The 21,908-nt window shown below is 60.0% G+C and carries 18 protein-coding genes; 13 read left to right on the plus strand and 5 right to left on the minus strand.

Features of this window, described 5'->3' with window-relative positions; genetic code table 11:
* Window positions 1–177: 177 nt before the first annotated feature.
* Window positions 178–696, plus strand: a complete 519-nt coding sequence (locus tag PMI27_RS20910) for a cysteine hydrolase family protein (RefSeq protein WP_008149851.1) — start codon at window positions 178–180, stop codon at window positions 694–696.
* Window positions 697–843: 147 nt separating this feature from the next.
* Window positions 844–1,812 carry a 2-hydroxyacid dehydrogenase gene (locus PMI27_RS20905; protein WP_008149849.1) on the plus strand — a complete coding sequence of 323 codons (969 nt, stop codon included), beginning with the start codon at window positions 844–846 and terminating at the stop codon, window positions 1,810–1,812.
* Here PMI27_RS20905 and tssA read toward each other — a convergent pair whose 3' ends face one another.
* Genes tssA through PMI27_RS20880 form a run of 5 tightly spaced genes read right to left on the minus strand, consistent with a single transcriptional unit; the run spans window position 1,813 to window position 9,336 of the window.
* Window positions 1,813–2,901, minus strand: coding sequence for a type VI secretion system protein TssA (gene tssA, locus PMI27_RS20900; RefSeq protein ID WP_008149847.1), 1,089 nt, complete (start codon window positions 2,899–2,901; stop codon window positions 1,813–1,815).
* The gene (locus PMI27_RS20895) at window positions 2,898–6,716 is read right to left on the minus strand and encodes a type VI secretion system protein (protein WP_008149845.1); all 3,819 of its coding nucleotides are present in this window, start codon (window positions 6,714–6,716) and stop codon (window positions 2,898–2,900) included. The genes tssA and PMI27_RS20895 overlap by 4 nt, the downstream gene beginning before the upstream one ends.
* Window positions 6,713–7,480: a DotU family type IV/VI secretion system protein gene (locus tag PMI27_RS20890; RefSeq protein ID WP_008149843.1), complete on the minus strand. Its 768-nt coding sequence runs from the start codon at window positions 7,478–7,480 to the stop codon at window positions 6,713–6,715. Before PMI27_RS20890 ends, PMI27_RS20895 begins: the two co-directional genes overlap by 4 nt.
* Window positions 7,481–7,498: 18 nt before the next feature.
* Window positions 7,499–8,830: a type VI secretion system baseplate subunit TssK gene (tssK, locus tag PMI27_RS20885; protein ID WP_008149841.1), complete on the minus strand. Its 1,332-nt coding sequence runs from the start codon at window positions 8,828–8,830 to the stop codon at window positions 7,499–7,501.
* A gap of 56 nt (window positions 8,831–8,886) precedes the next feature.
* The gene (locus PMI27_RS20880) at window positions 8,887–9,336 is read right to left on the minus strand and encodes a hypothetical protein (protein ID WP_008149839.1); all 450 of its coding nucleotides are present in this window, start codon (window positions 9,334–9,336) and stop codon (window positions 8,887–8,889) included.
* A gap of 225 nt (window positions 9,337–9,561) precedes the next feature.
* On the opposite strand from PMI27_RS20880, the gene tssB reads away from it, so the two are divergent.
* From tssB to tssI, 11 genes are all read left to right on the plus strand, one after another.
* Entirely contained in the window at window positions 9,562–10,110 is a 549-nt protein-coding gene (gene tssB, locus PMI27_RS20875) for a type VI secretion system contractile sheath small subunit (protein WP_008149836.1), read from the plus strand.
* Window positions 10,111–10,138: 28 nt separating this feature from the next.
* Entirely contained in the window at window positions 10,139–11,620 is a 1,482-nt protein-coding gene (gene tssC, locus PMI27_RS20870; protein WP_008149834.1) for a type VI secretion system contractile sheath large subunit, read from the plus strand.
* Between the two features lie 77 nt (window positions 11,621–11,697).
* The gene (locus tag PMI27_RS20865) at window positions 11,698–12,195 is read left to right on the plus strand and encodes an Hcp family type VI secretion system effector (RefSeq protein WP_008149831.1); all 498 of its coding nucleotides are present in this window, start codon (window positions 11,698–11,700) and stop codon (window positions 12,193–12,195) included.
* Between the two features lie 15 nt (window positions 12,196–12,210).
* The gene (gene tssE / locus PMI27_RS20860) at window positions 12,211–12,654 is read left to right on the plus strand and encodes a type VI secretion system baseplate subunit TssE (protein ID WP_008149829.1); all 444 of its coding nucleotides are present in this window, start codon (window positions 12,211–12,213) and stop codon (window positions 12,652–12,654) included.
* Entirely contained in the window at window positions 12,638–14,431 is a 1,794-nt protein-coding gene (gene tssF, locus PMI27_RS20855; RefSeq protein WP_008149827.1) for a type VI secretion system baseplate subunit TssF, read from the plus strand. The genes tssE and tssF overlap by 17 nt, the downstream gene beginning before the upstream one ends.
* Window positions 14,395–15,420, plus strand: coding sequence for a type VI secretion system baseplate subunit TssG (tssG, locus tag PMI27_RS20850; RefSeq protein ID WP_008149825.1), 1,026 nt, complete (start codon window positions 14,395–14,397; stop codon window positions 15,418–15,420). Before tssF ends, tssG begins: the two co-directional genes overlap by 37 nt.
* A gap of 2 nt (window positions 15,421–15,422) precedes the next feature.
* The gene (gene tssH / locus PMI27_RS20845) at window positions 15,423–17,966 is read left to right on the plus strand and encodes a type VI secretion system ATPase TssH (protein ID WP_008149823.1); all 2,544 of its coding nucleotides are present in this window, start codon (window positions 15,423–15,425) and stop codon (window positions 17,964–17,966) included.
* A gap of 65 nt (window positions 17,967–18,031) precedes the next feature.
* Window positions 18,032–18,490 carry a hypothetical protein gene (locus PMI27_RS30025; protein WP_008149821.1) on the plus strand — a complete coding sequence of 153 codons (459 nt, stop codon included), beginning with the start codon at window positions 18,032–18,034 and terminating at the stop codon, window positions 18,488–18,490.
* Between the two features lie 36 nt (window positions 18,491–18,526).
* A complete protein-coding gene (locus PMI27_RS20840) occupies window positions 18,527–19,189 on the plus strand; it encodes a hypothetical protein (RefSeq protein ID WP_008149819.1) in 663 nt (220 codons plus the stop codon).
* Between the two features lie 54 nt (window positions 19,190–19,243).
* Window positions 19,244–19,819 (plus strand): hypothetical protein, encoded by a 576-nt coding sequence (locus PMI27_RS31185; RefSeq protein WP_008149816.1) that lies wholly within the window; start codon window positions 19,244–19,246, stop codon window positions 19,817–19,819.
* Window positions 19,820–19,884: 65 nt separating this feature from the next.
* Complete coding sequence (tssI, locus tag PMI27_RS20835) at window positions 19,885–21,894, plus strand: type VI secretion system Vgr family protein (protein ID WP_008149813.1); 2,010 nt, start codon at window positions 19,885–19,887, stop codon at window positions 21,892–21,894.
* Window positions 21,895–21,908 lie beyond the last annotated feature (14 nt).

Here is a 21,908-nt window from a genome sequence, read left to right on the forward strand (position 1 = left end):
ATATTCCTGCGCTGAACCTCACCCGCACCACCACGACCGCTTCCGGCGGGTCGTGCGGTGGCTGGCTGGGATAAACACAGCGCAGTGAACCCAAGGCCCCGCCAGCAATGGACCGGGGCCTTGTCGTTTCTCCCGTCCGTTCGGCACTTTTCGTACGACACCCAAGGAGAAACACCCATGTCATCAGCACTGTTGATCATCGATATGCAGGTCGGTCTGTACCACGGCCCGGAAAAACCCTACGACGGTGAACGGGTACTGGCGAACATCCAGCAACTCATTCGTCAGGCCAGGGAGCGCAACGTGCCGATCTTCGCGGTGCGCCATACCGGCCCTCAAGGTTCGCCCATCGAAGCCGGTAGCCCCTTCTGGCAGCTATTGCCCGCACTGGATCTGGATGCCGGCACCGATATCCTGTTCGACAAAACCCGACCCAATGCCTTTTACGGCACCGCGCTGGCGGAGCAACTGCGGGTTAGCGGGATCAATGAGGTGTTCATCGCCGGCATGAAAACCCAATATTGCATCGATAGCACTTGCCGGGCGGCAGCCGAACTTGGGTTCAAACCGATACTCGTGGCCGACGCGCATACCTGCATGGACACACCGGCGCTGCCGGCCCGGTCGATCATCGAGCACCATAACGCAACGCTGAACGGTGCCTTTGCAAAGGTGTTGAACACCGTGGAAATGTAAGCGCTACAGAACGCTCCTACACTGAGGTCGAAGGCCATAAGCCTGCTATCGTTGGTAAATGCCAAACCGTTGCGGAATCAGCCATTTGAAGCAACGTTTTGAAGGAACTTTCGAGCCCCGACTTTCCGATATCCACAGGAGCCCAGCATGCCCGCAACCGTTCTGGTACTGGTTGAAACCATCAATGAGTACCTGCCGATTCTCGAACATCAGGGTTTTCACCTGATTCTGGCGCCTACGCCAGCCGAGCGCGCCGCCGCCATCACACACCATGGCGCCCAGATCGATGCGGTGCTGACCCGCGGCCCATTGGGCCTGTACGCCGACGAAATCGCCGCCCTGCCCAATCTCAAGATCATCTGCGTGATCGGCGCCGGCTACGAACACGTCGACCTGCAAGCCGCCGCCAACCGGGGCATTACGGTCACCAATGGCGCCGGCGTCAATGCCTCTTCAGTCGCCGACCATGCCATGGCGATGCTGCTGTCGCTGGTGCGTGATATTCCCCGTTGCGACGCCGCTGTGCGCCGGGGTGAGTGGCCGAAAATCATGCGCCCTTCCCTGGCCGGCAAACACCTGGGTGTCCTGGGGCTCGGTGCGGTCGGCATGGCCATCGCCAAACGCGCCGCCCACGGCTTCGACATGACGGTCAGTTACCACAACCGCCAGCATCGCAGCGATGTGCCGTACAGTTTCCGCTCAACGCCCACCGAACTGGCACGCGAATCAGACTTTTTGGTCGTCGCCACCCCCGGTGGCCTGGGTACCAAACACCTGATCAACCGACAGGTTCTCGACGCCTTGGGCCCACAGGGGTTCATCGTCAATATCGCCCGAGCCAGCGTGATCGTCACCGCCGACCTGATCAGCTCGCTTGAGCAGCGACGCATTGCCGGCGCCGCACTGGATGTGTTCGACGCCGAACCTCATGTGCCGGATGCACTCAAGGCGTTGACCAACGTGATCCTGACGCCCCATGTCGCGGGGCTGTCCCCGGAGGCAACGCAAGGGACTGTTGAACTGGCCGGGAAAAACCTGGTGGCGTTCTTTTCCGGTCAGCAGGTGTTGACGCCCATTGCCTTGCCCGCACCGATCATGGCCGTGCCATTTCGCTGATCAAAGGACGCCCAACAGCGTCCACAGGCGCCGGGATTCGGCATCAGCCGAGATCAGTTCGCCCAACAGTTCGCTTAGAGGTTTGTTGCCCCACTCCACCCCGCGCTTGATCAAGTACGGGACAGGGCTGTGGGGTTCGGTGCGCGCCAGGTACTCGGCAATCAATAGCAATTGTCGATACGCCTCGTCGCGACTCGCCGGCTCGCGAAACACCTGAGGCGCCGATGTCGCTTGCGGCAAATCGACTGGTCCGGACACCGCCACGGGTGGCGCCCCGACAGGTACCTCGGTTGACTGTCGTGGGTGCATGGCAATGAACTCCTGGACCAGCGTCAATAGCGCCTCGATCACGTCCTGCAAGGCTTTGAAGCCCGGGGCCTGAGTGCCGAGATAGGCATCGCTCCAGCCTTCCAGCCGTTGCAGATGTTGCAGGCTCATCAGCAGACAGCCCTGGCTGCGCAACCAGAATGACAGGGGCGTTGCACGAATCTGTTCGGTCAGTTTTTTCTGTTCACTGCGCGCAGTTTCCGCCGAGGCTTTCGCCGCCTTGCTGTCATTGACCAGCACCTGTTGCAACTGCAAACGCCGCCAGGCATCCAGACACAAGCCATCGAATTCGCTGTTACGCGGATCGAGCAACGGCACTCGGGTCAGTAGCACTTCACTGTAGCGCCGGGACAGCCATTCAAGCGGTATTACCCGCCATGACTGATCACCGTCCTCAGCCTGAGGATGAAGATGCTCGGGATAGCGTTCGCATAACCCGGCAACCAGCGCGAGACTGCCCGGTAACCCTTCCAGCCCGTCCTGATGCAACCAGGCCTCACCGAGCCAGGCGCTGAGCATCAGGTCCTTGCTGCGTTCCAGCAGCAAGGTCGTGGTCAGTTTTTCCAGTTCCGGCCATTGCGCCCGTTTGATCGACGACTGCCAGACGCCCGTCGGCAGGCTCGTGTCGTCCTCCCGGCGCAGTTCACGCGCCTGGTCGAATTCACGTTCATAGCGCAAATCCTGACCGCAAGGTGCCTCCTCGCTGATCGGCTCAAGCAACCGGACAATCAGTTCCGGTAACGGTTTTGAAGGCAGGCTCACAGTCCCTCCTCATTGTTCACCAGATTCGCGGTCGCCCCTGTCACCATGAACGGCGAACGCGGCGCTCGGGTGGGCAGCGGCTGAATGGATAACGGCAGCTTCGAGCCCTGTGTCATCAGCGACAGGCGAACAAACATCAGGGTCTGCTCAGCAGTGGCGGTCTGCGCCGTTACCGGCAAGCGCAACGTCAGCGGAAAATCGGTGTAATCCATATTCGGCTGGCGCTGCACCGACTGGTGCGAACGGATCAATCGCAGCAATGACCACGGACCGCTGTACTCCCAACCGGCTTCAAGATCGCGCACGACCAGGCTTGGCTGCAACGGATCGTTGGCCGGGCGCTGGTAGCCGTTTCTGGCCCAACGCAAGGTCAGCCGGACGGGTTGACCGACCATCCAGCGCAGGTTCGGCTGGGCCTCGCCGGGGTAGCTGATCTGTTGATTCCCGGCATCCAGCCCCCAGGCAATCACTTGATCGGCACCGCGCTCCTCCTCTCGATCGGTGCGCCAGCGCACGTCCATTTCAACGCCGAGGATGCCGCTCTTGTCCCGCACAAACAGCGGGCTCAGCCAGGTACTGGCCTGCTTCAAACGGTTGAGAAAATCCTCAGCGGCCAGGCGCTCCGGCGTCTGACTGAGCTGCAATCCGGCCTGGGCCACGGGCAAACGCTTGTCGATCAGTTCGAGGAAATGCTGAACCCGCGCAGGGTCCGCGTCGGAAGCCTGAATACCATTGGCAAACGGAAAACGCTCAGCCAGGTACTGGTTGAAATAGTTGGCCAGGTCGTTCCACGCCACCGATGCCTGCCGCTGCTGCAGAAACTGACAACGTTGCATGGCGCTTTGCTGCAGTTCCAGGGCGCGCATGGCCAACGTCCCGCGCCCGCCGGACAGGCTGGCGGTTTGCAGGACCTGGCCGCAGGACGTGGCATCCATTTCGATGAAGTCGCGGCTCACCAACTGCTCGATCTGGGCGGGCGAACTGGCGGGGTTCTGGTCCTTGTACTTGAGCAGTTCATCGTTGAGTGCGCTGAATTGTGTCACCCGCTCGTAATCCAGCGCCGAGAGATTCTGCTGCTGGGTTTTCAACCACTCCAGCGCCGAGGTGCGCCGTTCGGTGATGCCCAGCATGGTATTGAATTGCTGCTTGAGACTCAGCTTCAAATCCTGCACGTCGCTGGCGCCATACAGTTGCAGACCGAGGTTTTTAGAGCCGTCCCACTGGCTGATTTCAGTGCGTTCGCTGAAGAGCGGCTGGGCGACGATTTCACCCAGGCCGTCGACCACCTGGTTCAGTGCGCGTCGGTTCAAGGCGCTTTGCAAACGCGTCGCCAGGTCGCTGCGGCGTAACTCGACAAAGGCTTTCTGCAAGGCCACCGCCTGAGGCGCCTGTACATTGAACACCCCGTAGGCAGGAGACTGGTCATTGTGCTCCTTGAGGCTCAACCACATGGCCTTGGCCGCCGCGCCTTCGGCGGCTTGCAACAATGCACCGCGATAATCCGGCGGGATACGCGGCAACTCTTCGGCGGCGTAACTCTTGTAACTGGCGAAATAGTTCAGCGCGCCGTTGAGGTCATCGCCATCGACATTCTGGCCCTGCATGTCGCTGGCATCCGACTGATCCGCACGCAAGGCAATGGCCACGAAGTCGCGTTTGAACAGGGCCTGCACCGCGTTGTTCAACTGGCTGACATGTTCTTGTAACGTCAGTTGCCCGCTACCTTGTTGCACCAGCAAGTTGCCTCTGGCCCCTGCCTGAGCGATCCACTGATCGCGAAAACTCTGCTGCAACTTCGACGCTTGCTGATCCAGTTGTTGTTCGACCTGCGGACCGAGCAAGGTGCTCTGTCGCACCTTGTCCATCATCTCGCGATAGCCAGGTACCAGATCCTGGCCTTTGCCGCGGCTCCACGCCGAGTTGGTCAGGCCGATCAGCGCTTGCAGGTCGTCGATCAGCGCCCGCAGGTCCTCAAGCTCAGTCAGGGAATTGCCACTGCCGGCCTCCAGCCGCTCCAGGTGCAACTTGAGATAACCGGCCTGGCGTACGAAGTTATCCGCGAGAAAATACTGGTCAAGCCAGCGTTCCATGAGCCCGGAAAAGTTTTCCTCTATCGTCGAGCGCTCCATGGTCAGGTCCAGCGGTTTGAAGTCGCCGCTATCGGTATCGAGCAACACCCGGTTGTAAAAACCGGCATGGCGCAACGTGCCGACATTGAGGTTCAGGGACAACGCGTTGTTGCTCAACAATGCCAGGTCTTCAAGCGGAGCCTTGGGGTTGTTCAGCGCCTGATTGAACCATTGATTCTGTTGCTCAAGACGTACCGCGCGCGCCACCAGATCTTTGGCCTTGGCATAGTTCTGCCATTGGGCCGGGTCTTCGCTTTCGACGTTGCCACGTCGCTCCGTATTGCGGATGGCCTTGAGTTGCACCAGTTCCGCGTTCAGCAGGCTGTGCAACGGCTGCAACAAATGGCTCTGAGCGGTCAAGCGCAGTTGATTCTCCAGTTGCATGTCCAGGGACGAGAACCATGAGGTGGGAAACACCACGCGAGTAAAACTCCACTGCGGGGACTTCTCCAGAACTCGCCAGAAACCCTGGACGTTGCGCCGGGTCGACTCCAGTCGATGAGACTCATCCGTAACCGCCACGTAATTCTTCTGCGCGCCTTGCAGCAGGCGCGACAGTTCATGAGCCTCCTTGACCGAGTCCTGCCAGACCCACAGCATGCTCACGGCCCAGACCACACCGACCACCAGCGCCACCACACCGGTCAATCGCTGCCAACGCTGACGCAGGTGCAACAGCCGGGGCACAGCCTGGGCCACCCCCCGTTCGGCGACCACACGCCGTTGCCACAACTGCCGGGCAAACGCACTTTGCTGCAACCCGGTGTCGTAGGCCGAAAATCCGTTGAAAGCGTCCTGCGCAGGCTGGTTGGCGGTGAAATAAACCCCTCGAAAACGCGGCGCCTCACCTTGGGCATTGCCCTGAAAAACCGGTTCCAGCAAGGTTTGCAGGTTGCGCCTCAAGGCTTCAAGACGTTCCGGCAAACCAAATAGCTCGCCACTCAAATGGCCGGACAAGGCACCGATTTCGATGATTGACTCCGATAAGGCGCGGTTAACCTGGTCCAGTGCCTGATCACTCCATTGCGCTTGCCAGGTCGCATCGGGGCCATGGGGCGAGGACCAGCCCAACACCTGCTCGCGGGTTTCGACCGGCAGTGCTGTGATCAACTCTTGAAAACCCGGCAGCTCTTCCATGCCGGTAATGACCACGTACACCGGCAGGCTCAGGCCGAACCGTTGCAATAGATCGATGAACCGTCGGCGAGCTGCCAGGCCCAGGGTCGCGGCCTGTTCGGTATTGCCCAGGCGACTGACCGGCACGGTCCAGATCACCCCGTCCAGTGGCCGTCTGCTACGCAAGCGCAAGATCAACCCCAACAAGCGCCACCAGCCGCCCCGTTGCAGGTTCATGCCTTCATCCGGCAGAAACAGCGCCTGTGGCACCACCAATACCGCGCCTTCGGAGTCCGACCACCAGCGCCCGAACCAGGCCGGTTTGTCCGTCGGTTGCAGGTGCCACTGACTGCACAACTGCGTGCCCTGGGTTTCGTTGCCGAGCATCAGCAACCATGGAATCTGGTAACGGTCCTGAGCGCCCTGCTCCTGCTCCATGTGCCGCACCGAAGCATAAAAACTGCGGATCGCCGCTCCGCTCTGGGTGCGCAACCACCAGACCGCCACCCCGATAATGCTCAGCACCAATAACACGGCGATGACCAGGCCGATAATCTCCAGGGTGCTCATGAGTCTTGCTCCGAGGTGGCAACCGAATCGGTCATCTGCAAAACCGGTTCGAGTTCCTGGCGAATATCCCGCCAGAACAACTGGCCGAGTCCGGTCAGCAACAGGATCATGGCGAGAATCCCCAGGCCCAGGCGAAAGCCATCGGGCAACGACTGACGCACGGGCAACTGCACCGGCGGCACGGCCGAAGGTTGCGCGAGCCTGGCGCTGACATCGACATAATCCGCTTCGTGCTGCCAGGCAAAGGTGAACAGCGCCAAGCGTAATTTTTCATGTTGAGCCTGACTCTGCTCGCCCCGCAGCCGCCCCTCAAACCCTAATACCAGGCACTGCAAATAGACATTGGCGAGGTCGCGGGTGGTGGGAATCTGCTCGTCCAGCAACGTCTTGATGGCCAACGGCAGCCTCTCACCGGCCTGACGGCTGGCGTACATCCTCGACTCCAGGGGTTTTTCCTGCCAGGCGGACTGGCCCGGCCACGGGGTAAACAACAGGGTTTCATCGATCAGCGCGACAAAGGCATAGACCAGCGCCTTGACCTGTTCGGTCGCGGCGTCGCCGACCCGAGCGAACGCCGTTCGCCACAGCCGCTGGGAAATTTGCGTAGACAGTTCGACCACGGCCTCCACCAGCGCCTCGTCGTCATTGTCCTTGGGTAACTGGTTCCATTCCTCGGACCATTGCAGCCAGGCCTCGCGAAAGGCACTGCTCAGCGGTGCTTCGTGGAGGCTCCGTGTACCCGTCCCGGCATTTCCCTCAGACATATGACGCCCCTTCCTTGATCAAGCACTTTCGCTCGCCTGGGTCACAAACAACACCACTTGCCATGGGCTGCTCGCCGGTTTTGAAGCCGGCGCGGCAATCAGCAACGGCAACTGCCCGTCGAACCATTGGCCTTCGGCCGTCACCACAAACAACCGCGTATCGTCGCCGACGCTGTAGGCCACTTGCTCGTTACGGCTCATGGCCTGATGGGACAAACCGCTCATGCGCTGGCGGCTGAGCAACGGGATGTGCGGCTGCGACGCGATGATCGCGCCGCTCAGCCATTCGCTGGCGGCGTGCTCGCCCACACCGTTGGGCATGCGCAAACCGATGACCAGGCGCTGGCTTGGCTGATCGTCGGGCAGTTGAATCGAGAAGCTCTGTTCACTGCGCGAAAACGGCAGGCTGCGATAGCCGGCGCGAATCAATTCGAGGGTTTTCTCCAGCCAGTCGAGGACCGCTTCATAGCCGCGTTGCAGCTCCAGAAAATCCAGCGGTGCAAACGGCGGCACACCGGCCAACGGGTCCAATGCAGACCAGGCGCCAGCCAGCCCGAGCAACAGGCCATACAGGGTTTGCGGGTTGGCTTGACGGCTGCTCAACGCGCCTTCGACTTCCGGCAGCCGGGCCCAGAGTGCGGTCAACTGGCGACGAATTTCCATCGCGTCGTCCTGATTGCCGGCCTGCTGCGCCTGACGCAAACGCCCGGCGAGGAACATGCATTTCTCCCGCGCCCGGGCACACAAACCGGCCACCCGACGGCCGATGACGGACTCCGGCAACAGGCTGGGGGTGGGTGGTGTGTAAGGCAACGGGATAAAGCCGCCGCCTTCCTTGCGGATTTTCAGCAGCGGCAGGCAGATGGAGTCGGCCTTGTTCAACTGCGTGCACAACCGCGGATTCGGACGCCACACGGTGATCGATTCGGGGGACTCGCCGCTGGTTAAATCCGGCAACGCATCGCCGACCACTGATTGCAGTCGGCCCTTGAGCGGCAGCAACTGCCCGGCACGCCACAACGGGCTGACCGCCAGAAAAACCGTCACCGTGGCGTCGTCGGTGGCGTTGATGGTTTCGCTGACGTCGAGCTCCAGTGTCGGCCCCACACCGGCTTGCAGATTGACTGGCAAACCGTCGGGCATTGTCGCTTGCAGATGGAGCAACCGCACCAGCCCGGCACTGAGTGCGCCGGGGTCGATTTCGACCCGACTCACGCCCCAGAACCATGGATTACACGCCTGGGCAAAATGCGCCACCAGCGCCTCGGCCCGTAGCCCTTGTAACTGAAAATGCTGGGGCAACAACTGCATGCCCTCGTGCCAGCAAACTGCGTCAGGTAACAGGCTCATACGATTCCTTTCGACGTCTAAGTGTCGCCGCGCACATGGGCGTTCTTGCGATGTATTCAGTTCGGGCTGTCGCCAACCAACGTCATCTCGCGACTGTCGAACTTGAGCCAGACATTGCTCTGGTCATCCAGCCGCAACCGGTGTGCTCCGGGAGTGTTATAGCTGGCGAAGACCAAAAGTCCAGCCGCCCGCTTGCCCCCCAGCGGGAAGGGTTGTTTATCGATGAATTGACCGGGGACCAGCTCAAGCCCCCAGACCGTCATCAGCTGCCGGTAGTCGCGTTGATACTGCTCACGCTCGGTAAACCACTGCCGCGCGGTGATGCCCGACAGTTGTTTGAGCAAATCCTTGTCGTTCACCGCAATAAAATCCACGGCAATCGGGGTGTCGTCGTTGGCCTTCGGAGCAACGTCGAGGGTCAGGTTGTCGAGGTCCACACGAGGTCCGAATAACGAACAGCTGGTGAGGATCAGGAACAAGACCAAAGCAAAAAAACGTGCAGGCAAAATGAATGTTCCTTTTCTCGAGACAGTCCAAAAATGTTTTCGCTTGCTTTTTTATAGACCTGTTCTAGCTTCTTGGGTAGTTCGGCCCACACGGCGAATGAGGAAGGTTTGTCAAAGGAACGACAGGTCCATCTGCCACCCTTTCTAACCTACGGTCCAGCAAGGGAAAGCGATGAACGGGCCTCCCGATGCATTGCGCCCGCTCATGCATCGGAGTCAGCCAACATGGCAGAAAGTACTCAGCACAAGCTCGACAGGGTCCGCCCGCCCAGGGTGCAAATCACTTACGACGTCGAAATCGGCAACGCCATCGAGAAAAAAGAACTGCCGTTGGTCGTCGGCATTCTCGCCGACCTTTCCGGCAAGCCCCTCGAGCCACTCGCGAAACTGAATGAACGGCGCTTCACCGAAATCGACCGCGACAACTTCAACGAAGTGCTCGCCTCGATCGCGCCCCGCGCCACCTTGCAGGTCACCAACACCCTCAGCGGCGACGACAGCAAGCTCAACATCGAGCTCAACTTCAAACACATCGACGACTTCGACCCGGTCAAGGTGGTCGAGCAAGTGACCCCGTTGCGGCGCCTGTTCGAAGCCCGCCAGCGTCTGCGCGACCTGCTGACCAAGCTCGATGGCAACGATGACCTGGACAAGCTGTTGCGCGATGTCATCGCCAATACCGAGGGCCTGCAAGAGATCAAGTCTGCGCGTCCGGAAACCGCTGCCGCTGCTCCCGCAGGCGACACCGAAGCCCCGGCAGAACCGCAAGCCTGATCACTCATTCACTTAGGGAGATGTCGCCATGCCCGCTTCAGCCGCCGTCAAAACCAGTGAAAGCACCACGGAAAGTCTGTCCCTGCTGGACCGCATCATCGCCGAAGGCCGCATGGCCCATGACGACAGCCAACAGGATTACGCCCGCGACATGCTCGCGGAATTCGCCACCCAGGTTCTCGACGAAGGCATGGCCATCGACAAGGACACCGTGGCGATGATCAACGACCGTATCAGCCAGATCGACGAGCTGATCAGCGCCCAGCTCAACGAGGTGTTGCACCATCCAGACCTGCAAAAACTCGAGGCCTCCTGGCGTGGCCTGCACTTGCTGGTGCAGAACACCGAAACCAGTTCCCGGCTGAAGCTGCGCCTGCTCAACGTGACTCAGAAAGAGCTGCAAAACGATCTGGAAAAAGCCGTCGAGTTCGACCAGAGCGCACTGTTCAAAAAAATCTACGAAGAAGAATATGGCACCTTCGGTGGCCACCCGTTCAGCTTGCTGGTGGGTGATTACACCTTTGGCCGGCACCCGCAGGACATCGGCCTGCTGGAAAAACTGTCGAACGTCGCCGCTGCGGCCCATGCGCCGTTCATTGCTGCCGCCAGCCCGAGGTTGTTCGACATGAACAGCTTCACCGAGCTGGCCGTGCCACGCGATCTGTCGAAAGTCTTCGAGAGTCAGGAGCTGATCAAATGGCGCTCCTTCCGCGAAAGCGAAGATTCGCGCTACGTCTCGCTGGTGCTGCCGCATTTCCTGCTGCGCCTGCCTTACGGCCCGGAAACCTCGCCGGTGGAAGGCATCAATTACGTCGAAGACGTCAACGGCAGCGACCACGGCAAGTACCTGTGGGGTAACGCCGCCTGGGCCTTGTCGCAACGCATCACCGAGGCCTTCGCCAAGTACGGCTGGTGCGCGGCAATTCGCGGTGCCGAAGGCGGTGGCGCGGTCGAAGGCCTGCCGGCCCATACCTTCCGCACCAGTTCAGGCGACTTGTCACTCAAATGCCCGACCGAAGTGGCGATCACCGACCGCCGGGAAAAAGAGCTCAACGACCTCGGCTTCATCGCCCTGTGCCACAAGAAAAACAGCGACGTGGCGGTGTTCTTCGGTGGCCAGACCACCAACAAGTCCAAGCTTTACAACACCAACGAGGCCAACGCCAACGCACGGATTTCGGCGATGTTGCCCTACGTGCTCGCCGCCTCGCGTTTCGCGCACTACTTGAAGGTGATCATGCGCGACAAGGTCGGCAGCTTCATGACCCGCGACAACGTGCAGACCTACCTCAACAACTGGATCGCCGACTACGTGCTGATCAACGACAACGCGCCGCAAGAGATCAAGGCGCAGTACCCGTTGCGTGAAGCCCGGGTAGATGTGACCGAGGTAGCCGGAAAACCGGGCGCCTACAAGGCCACCGTGTTCCTGCGGCCGCACTTCCAGCTCGAAGAGCTGACTGCGTCGATCCGCCTGGTCGCCACCCTGCCGCCACCGGTAGCTGCCTGACCTGCCTCTCTCCCGCCGGCCAACCCGGCGGGAGTTCTCCGTTTATCTAGCGCGATAATCTTCAGGAGTTTCATGCGATGGATGCAATCATTCTCGACCTCGGCGGCGACATCAAAGGCGACAGTCTGCTCGAGGGCTACGCGGACAAAATCGAAGTCATGTCCTACAGCCACAACGTGGCCATGCAGGTAACCAACGACGTCAGCAACTCGGAACGGACCTCCGGCAAGCCACACATCGGCGAGTTCACCCTGACCAAATTCGTCGACAGCTCCACCCCATCCCTCAACGAGTATTGCTGCGCCGGCAAACCGATCCCGGAAGCCAAGATCACCATCGGCCGCAACGCCGCCGAAGGCAGTGGTCAGCTGATGCCGTTCATCATTTACACCCTGACTAATGTCGTGCTGTCGAACGTCAGTGTCAGCGGCGGGACGGGCGGCAAACCGGTGGAAACCATTTCCCTGAACTTCACCAAGATCAAATGGGAACTCACTGCCCAGAAAGACGACGGTACCAAGGAAGGTACGGCCGCCTCGACCTGGGACATGGCTGCCAACAAGCTCGTCAAGTAAGCGGACGCGTCGGCCATGGCAGGCACCGGCATGCTCCCACCGTTGTTCGAGCGACTCGCCTCAAGCGAGGTCGACACTGTGCAGGTGTTCGACCGCCAGGGGTTGCTCGATTCGGTCCGCACGGAGTTGCTGCGCTTGTTCAACACCCGGCGCGGCCGACGCCCGCAGACCTCCCCACCGAGCATTCTCGACTACGGCATCGCTGACTGGACTGCATTGCAACAGCAGCGCAGCGATGACCGCCGTCAGTTGGCGCGGGAAGTGCGCGAGGCCATCAACCATTTCGAACCGCGCCTGCGCCTGGGCGAGGTTCAGGTCGATCCGGTCCCCGGTCATCCGCAGCAACTGTGCATTCGCCTGGTCGGTGAGTTGCGCAGTGGCCAGCAGCACTGGCCGGTGGCATTTGTCATCGAGAGGGCCAGCGATGGCCTTGAGGTGCGTCATGAGCGACTCGATTGACCCGCAACTGCTCGACTACTACCAGCGCGAACTGACCTGGCTGCGCCACGCCGGCAGCATTTTCGCCGAGCGTTATCCCAAGGTCGCCCGGCGCCTGGAACTGTCACCCGGCGAATGCCCCGACCCGCATGTCGAACGGCTGCTGGAAGGTTTTGCGCTGCTGGCGGCGCGCCTGCAACGACGGCTCGATGACGACTACGCCGAATTCAGCGATGCCTTGCTGGAACAACTTTATCCCTTGGCCATGCGCCCGCTGCCGTCCTGCGCGATCGTGCAGTTCGAACCGGACCCGAGCAAAGGCAATCTGGCTGGCGGCTATCCCTTGCCACGGGACACACCGTTATTTGTCACCACCAGCAAGGGCGAAAGCATCCACTTTCGCACCAGTGCAGCCGTTCGATTGTGGCCGGTGGAAATCAACGAAGCGTTGCTGCTTGGCAGCGACGAAGCCCAAGCACTGACCGGTGTGCCCCAGGCCCGTTCGGCGTTGCGCCTGAGTCTGAATTGCCTGGGTGAAAGCCAATGGTCGGAGCTGAGCATCCAGCATCTGCGCATCCATCTGGCCGCGTCCCCGGTGATTAATGCCTGCCTGTATGACCTGCTCGGCGCCCACACCGTGAAGGTGTTGGCCGGGCCGCCGGGCAGCGTGCCGTCGGTGTTGGCAGGGCTGCCTGAGATCGTCGGGTTTGCCAGTGACGAAGTCCTGCTGCCGGACGAGGACGGTGTGCATCCCGGCATGCGCCTGCTCGCCGAGTACTTTGCCTTCCCGGACAAATTCAACTTCTTTGACCTGCCACTGGCCGGCGCCAGCAGCGACAGCCAAACACTGTTTCTGTACATCGTCTTCAACCGCCCGCCGACCAGTCGCATGCACCTTCAGGCCAGCGACATCGCCCTCGGTTGCGCGCCAGTGATCAACCTGTTCCCGCGCACCTCCGAGCCCCTGCGTCCGGACGGCACACGCAGCGAGTACCGCCTGGTGGCCGACAGTCACCGGGAAAACAGCGTCGAGATCCATAGCATCCGCGCGGTGCGCGCCACCACCCGCCAAGGCGTGCAACGGGTGCCGGCCTATTACGGCAGCCAGCATGGTGGCGGCGATAAACAGTGCTACTGGCATGCACGACGGGTCAGCGGCATGACCCCGAATCGACTGGGCACCGACGTGTTGATGAGTCTGGTGGACACCCGGCTCGACCCTCTTTCCGAGGCCGTCGAATACAGCCTCACCGCCGAGTTGCTGTGCACCAATCGACACTTGGCCCAGAGCCTTGCGGCAGGTACGCCGTTGGGTTTTGAGCGCCCAGGGCCGGTGGCCTGGGCACGCCTGCGCAACCCGCCGAGTCCGCAAAGTTTGCCGCGGCTGGAGGGTGAATCGCGCTGGCGGCTGGTGTCGCAACTGACCCTCAATCATTTGTCGCTGGTCGAAGGACCGCAGGCGCTGGATGCGCTCAAGGAAATTCTCCAGCTGCACAACCTGCGTGACGAGGCCAGCGCCTTGCGGCAGATCGAGGGTTTGCTGAGCCTTGGCTGCGAGCGAGTGATCGGCCATGTCGGCGAAGACGCCTGGCGCGGTTGGCGCAATGGGTTGGAAGTGAGTTTGCAACTTGATTCGCAGCATTTTGTCGGCAGCAGCGCGGTGTTGTTTTCGGGCGTGCTGGCGCAATTCTTTTCACTGTATGCCACGGCCAATCGCTTCGTGCGCACGGTCCTGGTTCAGTCAGACAAGGAGGTGAAAACATGGCAACCCCAAGCCGGCATGCCGCTCTCCCTCTAAACCTGAGTGAAAAACTACGACGCGATCCGCAAGCGTTTGAACTGTTGCAGGCGCTCTTGCTGCTGGAGCGTGAACATCCGCAAGCCGAATCCCTCGGTAGCGGCACCTCACCCCAGGCGGAAGCCATTCGCCTGCGCGGGCCGTTGACGCCGTTGTTTGCCGCCAGCGAAATCGAAAGCCTGACCCAGCAACCCGGCGAGCATCCGATCCTCAGCACACCGGTGTTCGGCCTCGGTGGCCCTGACGGTCCCCTGCCCTACGCCTATCAGGAATGGCTGCAACAACGGGCTCGAGCCAAGGATCATGCACCGGCCGAGTTCCTCGACCTGTTCCAGCATCGCTTGCTGAGCCTGTTGTACAAGGTGATGCGCAAACACCGGATTGCCGTGGGGTTCACCGTCCCCGGCGCCTCGGCGGTTCAGGCTCAGTTGAGGGCGCTGACCGGGTTGTTGCCCAAATCCTTGCAAGAACGCCAAGCCGTGCCCGACTCTGCCGTGCTGGCGTGTAGCGCGCTGTTCGCCGACGGGCGCCGCTCCCTCGCGGGTTTCGCTGCCATCGTGCGCGAGCACTTCGAACTGCCGGTGGAACTCAGCGCCTACGAAGGCGCTTGGCGCGAGATCCCGCCCGCCAGCCGCAGCCGCATGATCCCGGGCGGGCGCAACCTACAACTGGGCCGCACCGCCGTGGCCGGCACGCGGGTCTGGGATGAGCATGCCGGCTATCGCCTGACCCTTGGCCCGTTGACCTCGGCCCAGGCTGCGCGGTTTTTACCGGATGGCGAATCGCACCCGGCGCTGGCCAGCCTCAGCGCGCTGTATTTCGGCCCGGATCTGGATTGCACTCTGGTGTTGCTGGTGCGCGGCGCAGGGCCGATGAAACTCGGTCGCGAGGCGCCGCCGCTGCTCAGCTGGAACGGCGGTTTGCAACGTCAGACCAGCCTCGCCGTGCAACGCATCGAAACCCGTCTTCGTCAGCTGGAGATTACCTGAACATGGAACTGGCCAGCCTGATCGGACGCCTCAACCCGGACAACCGCCGCGCCTTGGAACGGGCAGCGCAACGCTGTCTGCAACGGGGTCATCACTATGTCGAAATCGAGCATTTGCTGCTGGAGTTGCTGGACATCGAGGGCGGTGACTTTGCCTATCTGTTGCCGCGCTTTGGCCTCGAACGCGATGCCCTGACCGCCGAAATCAACAAGGCCCTGGAGTTGTTCAAATCCGGCAGCACCCGCACGCCCGCACTGTCGACCCACACCACCGGGCTGCTGGAAGATGCGGTGGTCCAGGCCAGCGTACTGGGGCTGGACAGCATTCGCTCGGGCTTGTTGCTACTCGCGTTGATCGACCGCGATGAACGTCGCAGCCTGCTGCTCAACAGTGCTTCATCGCTGTTGAAGATTCCCCGGGAGGCGTTGCGCAGCAACCTGCTAGAATGGACCGAAAGCTCTCGCGAGCACGTCGGCGGCACGCGTCCTGTCGTGGCTGGCCATTCAGCGCCAAAACAGGATTCAGTGCTGGACCAGTACACCCAGGATTTGACCGCCGACGCCCACGCCGGGCGCATCGATCCCATCGTCGGGCGCGACGGCGAAATCCGTCAGTGCATCGACATTCTGCTGCGCCGCCGGCAGAACAATCCGATCCTCGTGGGCGCGCCTGGCGTGGGCAAGACCGCCGTGGTCGAAGGCCTGGCCCTGCGCATCGCCGCCGGGGATGTGCCGCCGTCGTTGCAGGAAGTCAGCCTGCGGGTGCTCGACCTCGGTTTGTTACAGGCCGGTGCCGGGGTCAAAGGCGAGTTCGAGCAGCGCCTAAAAGGCGTGATCGACGCGGTACGCAACGCGGAAAAACCGATCATTTTGTTCATCGACGAAGCCCACACCCTGATCGGCGCCGGTGGCGCGGAAGGTGGCAGCGATGCCGCCAACCTGCTGAAACCGGCCCTGGCCCGCGGCGAGTTGCGCACCCTGGCCGCTACCACGTGGCTGGAGTACAAAAAATACTTCGAGAAAGACCCGGCCCTCGCCCGGCGTTTTCAGCTGGTGCAAGTCGAGGAACCGGATGAAATCACCGCCGTGGAAATGCTCCGTGGCGTTGCCGCCAAACTGGAACAGCATCACGGTGTGCAAGTGCTGGACGCCGCGATTCATGAAGCGGTGAAACTGTCCCATCGCTACATTTCCGGACGCCAGTTGCCGGACAAGGCCATCAGCGTGCTCGACACCGCGTGCGCCCGGGTTGCCCTCGGCCAGCACGACGTGCCGCCGCCGCTGGAAAGCCTGCGTCATCGCCAGAACAGCCTCAAGGATGAAGTCGAACGCCTGCGTCGCGAACAGGCCACCGGGCTCGATCACCGTGAACGCATCACCCTGCTGGAAACCGAATCCGTCGCCAATGTGCAGGCCATTCGCGAACTGGAAGTGCGCTGGAATGAAGAACGGGTCGCCGTGCGCGAACTGCTGGAAACCCGCCGCGAGTTGCTCTCCTTGAGCGAACGCGCCGACAGCGACAAACCGGACGAGGGCACCGACAGCCGCATCGATCACCTGGCCGCCGAACTGGTGCGGCTGGAAGCCGGCCTCGACGCGATTCGCCAGGACGACCCACTGGTGCCGGAACAGGTCGACACCAAAACCGTCGCCGCCGTGATCGCCGGCTGGACCGGCATCCCGGTGGGCAAAATGCTCGCCGACGAAGCTCACGCCGTGCGCACCCTCGGCCAGCGTATGGGCCAACGGGTGATGGGCCAAAGCATCGCCCTGGGCACCATCGCCCAGCGCTTGCAAGCCTACCGCGCCGGCCTCACCGACCCGCAGAAACCGGTCGGCGTGTTCCTGCTGGTCGGCCCCACCGGCGTCGGCAAAACCGAAACCGCTTACGCCTTGGCCGATGCGTTGTATGGCGGCGAACGCAACCTGATCAGCATCAACCTTTCCGAGTACCAGGAAGCCCACACCGTCAGCCAACTCAAAGGCGCCCCACCCGGCTACGTCGGTTATGGCAGCGGTGGAGTACTCACCGAAGCGGTGCGGCGCAAACCCTATTCGGTGGTGTTGCTCGACGAAATCGAAAAGGCCCACCCGGATGTACTCGAAGCCTTCTACAACGTCTTCGACAAAGGCGTCATGGAAGACGGAACCGGGTTGGTGGTGGATTTCAAAAACACCGTGATGCTCGCCACCAGTAACGTTGGGGCTGAGTTGTTGCTTGATACGCCGGTGGCGCAACTCGGTACAGATGCCTTCAACGAAGCGCTGCACAAGGTTTTGCTGCAAGCATTTCGTCCGGCGTTTCTGGCGCGCATGACGGTGGTTGCCTACCGGCCGCTGGATGAATCGACACTGGAAGGGATTGTGTTGGCGAAGCTGGAGAAATTGCGTGGCCGATATAAGGCGGCGACGGGAAAACAGTTTGAGTTTGATGCCGGGATTGTGCAGGCGGTGTTGGCCAAGTGCAGTGCGGCTGGGGCAAGGGATGTTGAGAATGTGTTGATGACCCAGGTGACGGGGAAGTTGGCGGAGTGGGTGTTGGAATGAAGTCAGGATGCAGCTTGTCCCTTAGTTAGGGAAAGGTAAACCGACGTAACGAATGGAGCCTCGAAATGGCAAACGCTGAAATTTACACCAAATGGCGCGACCAACAAGGCGGTAATAGAGGAAGCGGCTGGAGTGGTCCGCACGGGAGTGCGAGTGCTTCCGGAGCAGAGGGCATCGTTGAACTGAATCAACACGCCGAACGCTTGGCATGGAAAGCGGCCTGGCCAAATGCGATTCGAACGTTCATTCGAACATCCATAAAACAGTTCCCTAACCAACCTCTACAAATAAAGATATGGGTAGACCAACAAGTTTGCCCAAGCTGTCAGAAGTGGATGGTCATCGACGTTATTTCACACTTGAAACTGCTCAAGCAGGAGTTTCCCACACTCAAAGTTGAGCTGTATGCCGAAGTTCTTTTCGCAAGAAAAACCGAAAAAGTGCGCGTTCAGCAAAGTACCGTCTGGCCTGTCACTGTAGGCAATCAAAGCACTTATCAAAACCTGCCTGAAATTTACAATTGATTGCTTCCACCTAAACAACAAAGAAGGCTCGTACGAATGAAATGCAAACTCGGTTTTCAGCAGAGGAGTGTAATCGATAGAATCACAGCAAAGCTTGAAACGCAGGGAGTCTGTTTCCGCCTGACCTTCAAGTGGGCAGCTGTGACCTTGGTAGGAAGTTACTTTAACTCTAATCCTAATGCCGACAAGACGGCCACCAAACACTCACAATATCGTGACGACACGCTAAAAATTGAAAAACGCCTAGGTGGCGACTTCAGCAGCAATGACGAAATGCTCGCGTATATTGAAACTGACTATCTGGCCTCTCGCGCATTCGCAGAAAAATGGAGCCGGGAGTTCACCACCTATGGGAGTGACGAAAAAAAGTCAGGCAAAGCGAGCATCAAAGTTCTCGAGCAAAACAAAGAGCCTATTTCCGACTATATCCGGAAAGCCGACATCCTGGAAAACGTCGCAATCTTGGCTGGCTTCTACGGAAGGAAAACAGATGGAAAAGTATGGGGGCACGTTGTCGCGTTTTGCACAAACGGCGGGGAAAGTGGATACGGGAGTTTCTTTGATAGTAATGCTGGCCTCTACGATTTTGAAAGTGGCGAAGACCGTGCCGAGGCCATAAAAGACTGGATAAAACGTAATTATCTTAAGGACGGCAGAACTATAACCAACTACAACACCATCGTACTTAAAGATCTTTAGATGACAGTAAACCGACATCACACCCTACTAGTAACAAACTTGCAGGACGCCAACATGCCCCCCGAACCCAGCAGTACCGAAGAACATAAAGAACCGGAAAAACCTGAAGAGGTGGCTGTTTCAGTCACCATTGCCTCCCCGGTTGCGGAGGTCTTCTGTAGTGGACATATCAATTGTGATAATTGCCAAATAGCGGAATCAGGCATCGCTTACCTAATGACAAAAGGTGGCAAGTATGGCAGCCAGGTAAGTCTTACCTACCTACTTTGTCGCTGCACAGAGAACTACCTGCTGACCGTCCTGAAAAATCAATCAGGTTATTTTTCAGAGTCCGAGCCCCATAATACCGAACCACTGCATAACGAACTACACCAATTAATAACTGAGCAAGTAGGATGGTCAAGCTGGCAGAAAACACTAGATAGGAAACACGCTCACATGACGTTACTGAACGAGTTGTCGGGCGTTGTTTTCTGTGCGCTTCTGGTACGTCATTCAAACAGCAAAAAAAGTGCAGTAGATATCGTAAAGTCAATAGGCAAAGGCTACGCCAAATTATTTGATGGTTCCGAACCTCCTGATAAGTCACTGACCAACATGTACTCCATGTTTTGCAGAACAATAAAATAGCGCTGACACCCAGTTGGTTTATCCATAAAAAACTTGAAAAGCTGAAAGTTACCTGAGGTTGCCCGATGCCCCGCACCACCGACAGCAATACCAGCCTCTCCCTCACCGCCACTTCGCTGTCGGCGCTTTACCCTGAGTCATTGTCCGGCGAAGAAACCCTCAACGCGCTGGGCACACAAACGCTCAACGGCCTCAACGACGGTGTCACCCTCACCCTGACCACGGCCGTCGCCACACACGTCACGACCACCCTGCACAACAACGCCCTGACCCGTCCAATGGACGCCCTGGTCGCCGAAATCCGCCAACTCCCCGCCGACGCCACCGCCGAACGCTATCAGCTTGTTTTAAGGCCATGGCTCTGGTGGCTTACGTTGGCCAGCAACAACCGTGTGTTTCAGAACCTCGCGACGTCAGACATCGTCACCACGATTTTCAAGGCCCACGGTTTCACCGATTTCACGCTGAACCTCACCGGCAGTTACACCCCGCGCGAATACTGTGTGCAGTACGGCGAAACCGATTTCGCGTTCGTTTCGCGGTTGCTGGAAGAAGAAGGGATTTTCTGGTTTTTCACCCACGAGGATGGCAAGCACACGCTGGTGCTGGGGGACAGCAACGATGCTTTCGTGCCGATCCCCAATGGCCCCAAGGTGAGTTATCTCGGCCAGCAGTTGGGCGAACGCGAGCTGCATGGCATCCGCTCTGGACAGGTCTGCGTGCAAGCGGTGGCCGGGGTATATCGGGCGACGGATTACGAGTTCACCACGCCGACCACATCGCTCTACAGCCAGGCCGAAGCGGCGGCCGGACCGCGTTCGATGTATGAGCATCCAGGCGGCTACAACGCCAAGGCCCGGGGCGATGCGTTGACCAAGCAGCGGGTCGATGGGTTGCGCAGTCAGGAGAAGCGTTTTGTCGGTGAAAGCGACTGCCGTTGGCTGGTGCCGGGGCACTGGTTCACCCTTGCTGGGCATGACGACGCGACGTTGAACATCGATTGGGTGGTGACGGCAGTTACCCACGAAGCCAGTCACGAGAATTATCGCAATCGCTTTGAAGCGATCCCCAAGGCCACACCATTCCGCCCGACGCGAACCACGCCCAAACCACGGATGCATACGCAAACCGCTATCGTCGTCGGCAAGTCCGGTGAAGAAATCTGGACCGACGAATACGGCCGCATAAAGTTGCAGTTCCCTTGGGACCGCGATGGCAAGAACGATGAAACCAGTTCCTGCTGGGTCCGGGTGGCGCTGCCCTGGAGCGGCAAGGGTTTCGGCATGCAGTTCGTCCCGCGCATCGGCCAGGAAGTGATCGTGACCTTTATCGATGGCGATCCGGATCGACCGCTGGTGACCGGTTGCGTCTACAACGGTGACAACGCCCTGCCCTATGCGTTGCCGGCGAACCAGACCCAGTCCGGGATCAAGACCCAATCGTCCAAGGGTGGCGGTGGATTCAACGAGTTGCGCTTCGAGGACAAGAAGGACGCCGAAGAGGTTTTTCTCCAGGCACAGAAGGATTTCAAGATCAACGTACTCAACGACACCACCGCCACCGTCGGCCACGACGAAACCCTGACCGTACAGAACGCCCGCACGCGCACGGTGAAAGAAGGTGACGAGACCGTGACCCTGGAGAAAGGCAAACGCAGCGTGACCATCCAGACGGGGAGCGACAATCTGGATGTGAAGGACAGTCGCACGGTCACGGTCGGTGCCGACCAGACTCACAGCACCGGCGGCAATTACGAACACAAGGTCACCGGTGATTACAGCCTGACCGTGGACGGCAATCTGACGATCAAGGTGACCGGCACCCTCACGTTGCAAAGTGGCGGCAGTTTTTCAATCAAGAGCGGTGCGGATCTGGCGGCCGAGGCCAGCACGTCGGTCAGTCAAAAGGCTGGAACGTCATTGAGCAATACGGCCGGGACCACACTGACCAACAAGGCCGGCACCACGCTGACCAACGACGCGGGGGTCAGCCTGATGAACAAGGGCGGTGCCGAGCAGACTGTGGACGGTGGCGGCATGCTGACGATCAAGGGCGGCTTGGTGAAGGTCAACTGAGGAGGGTTACGACG

The sequence above is a fragment of the Pseudomonas sp. GM41(2012) genome (assembly GCF_000282315.2).
In the GTDB taxonomy this organism is placed as follows: Bacteria; Pseudomonadota; Gammaproteobacteria; order Pseudomonadales; family Pseudomonadaceae; genus Aquipseudomonas.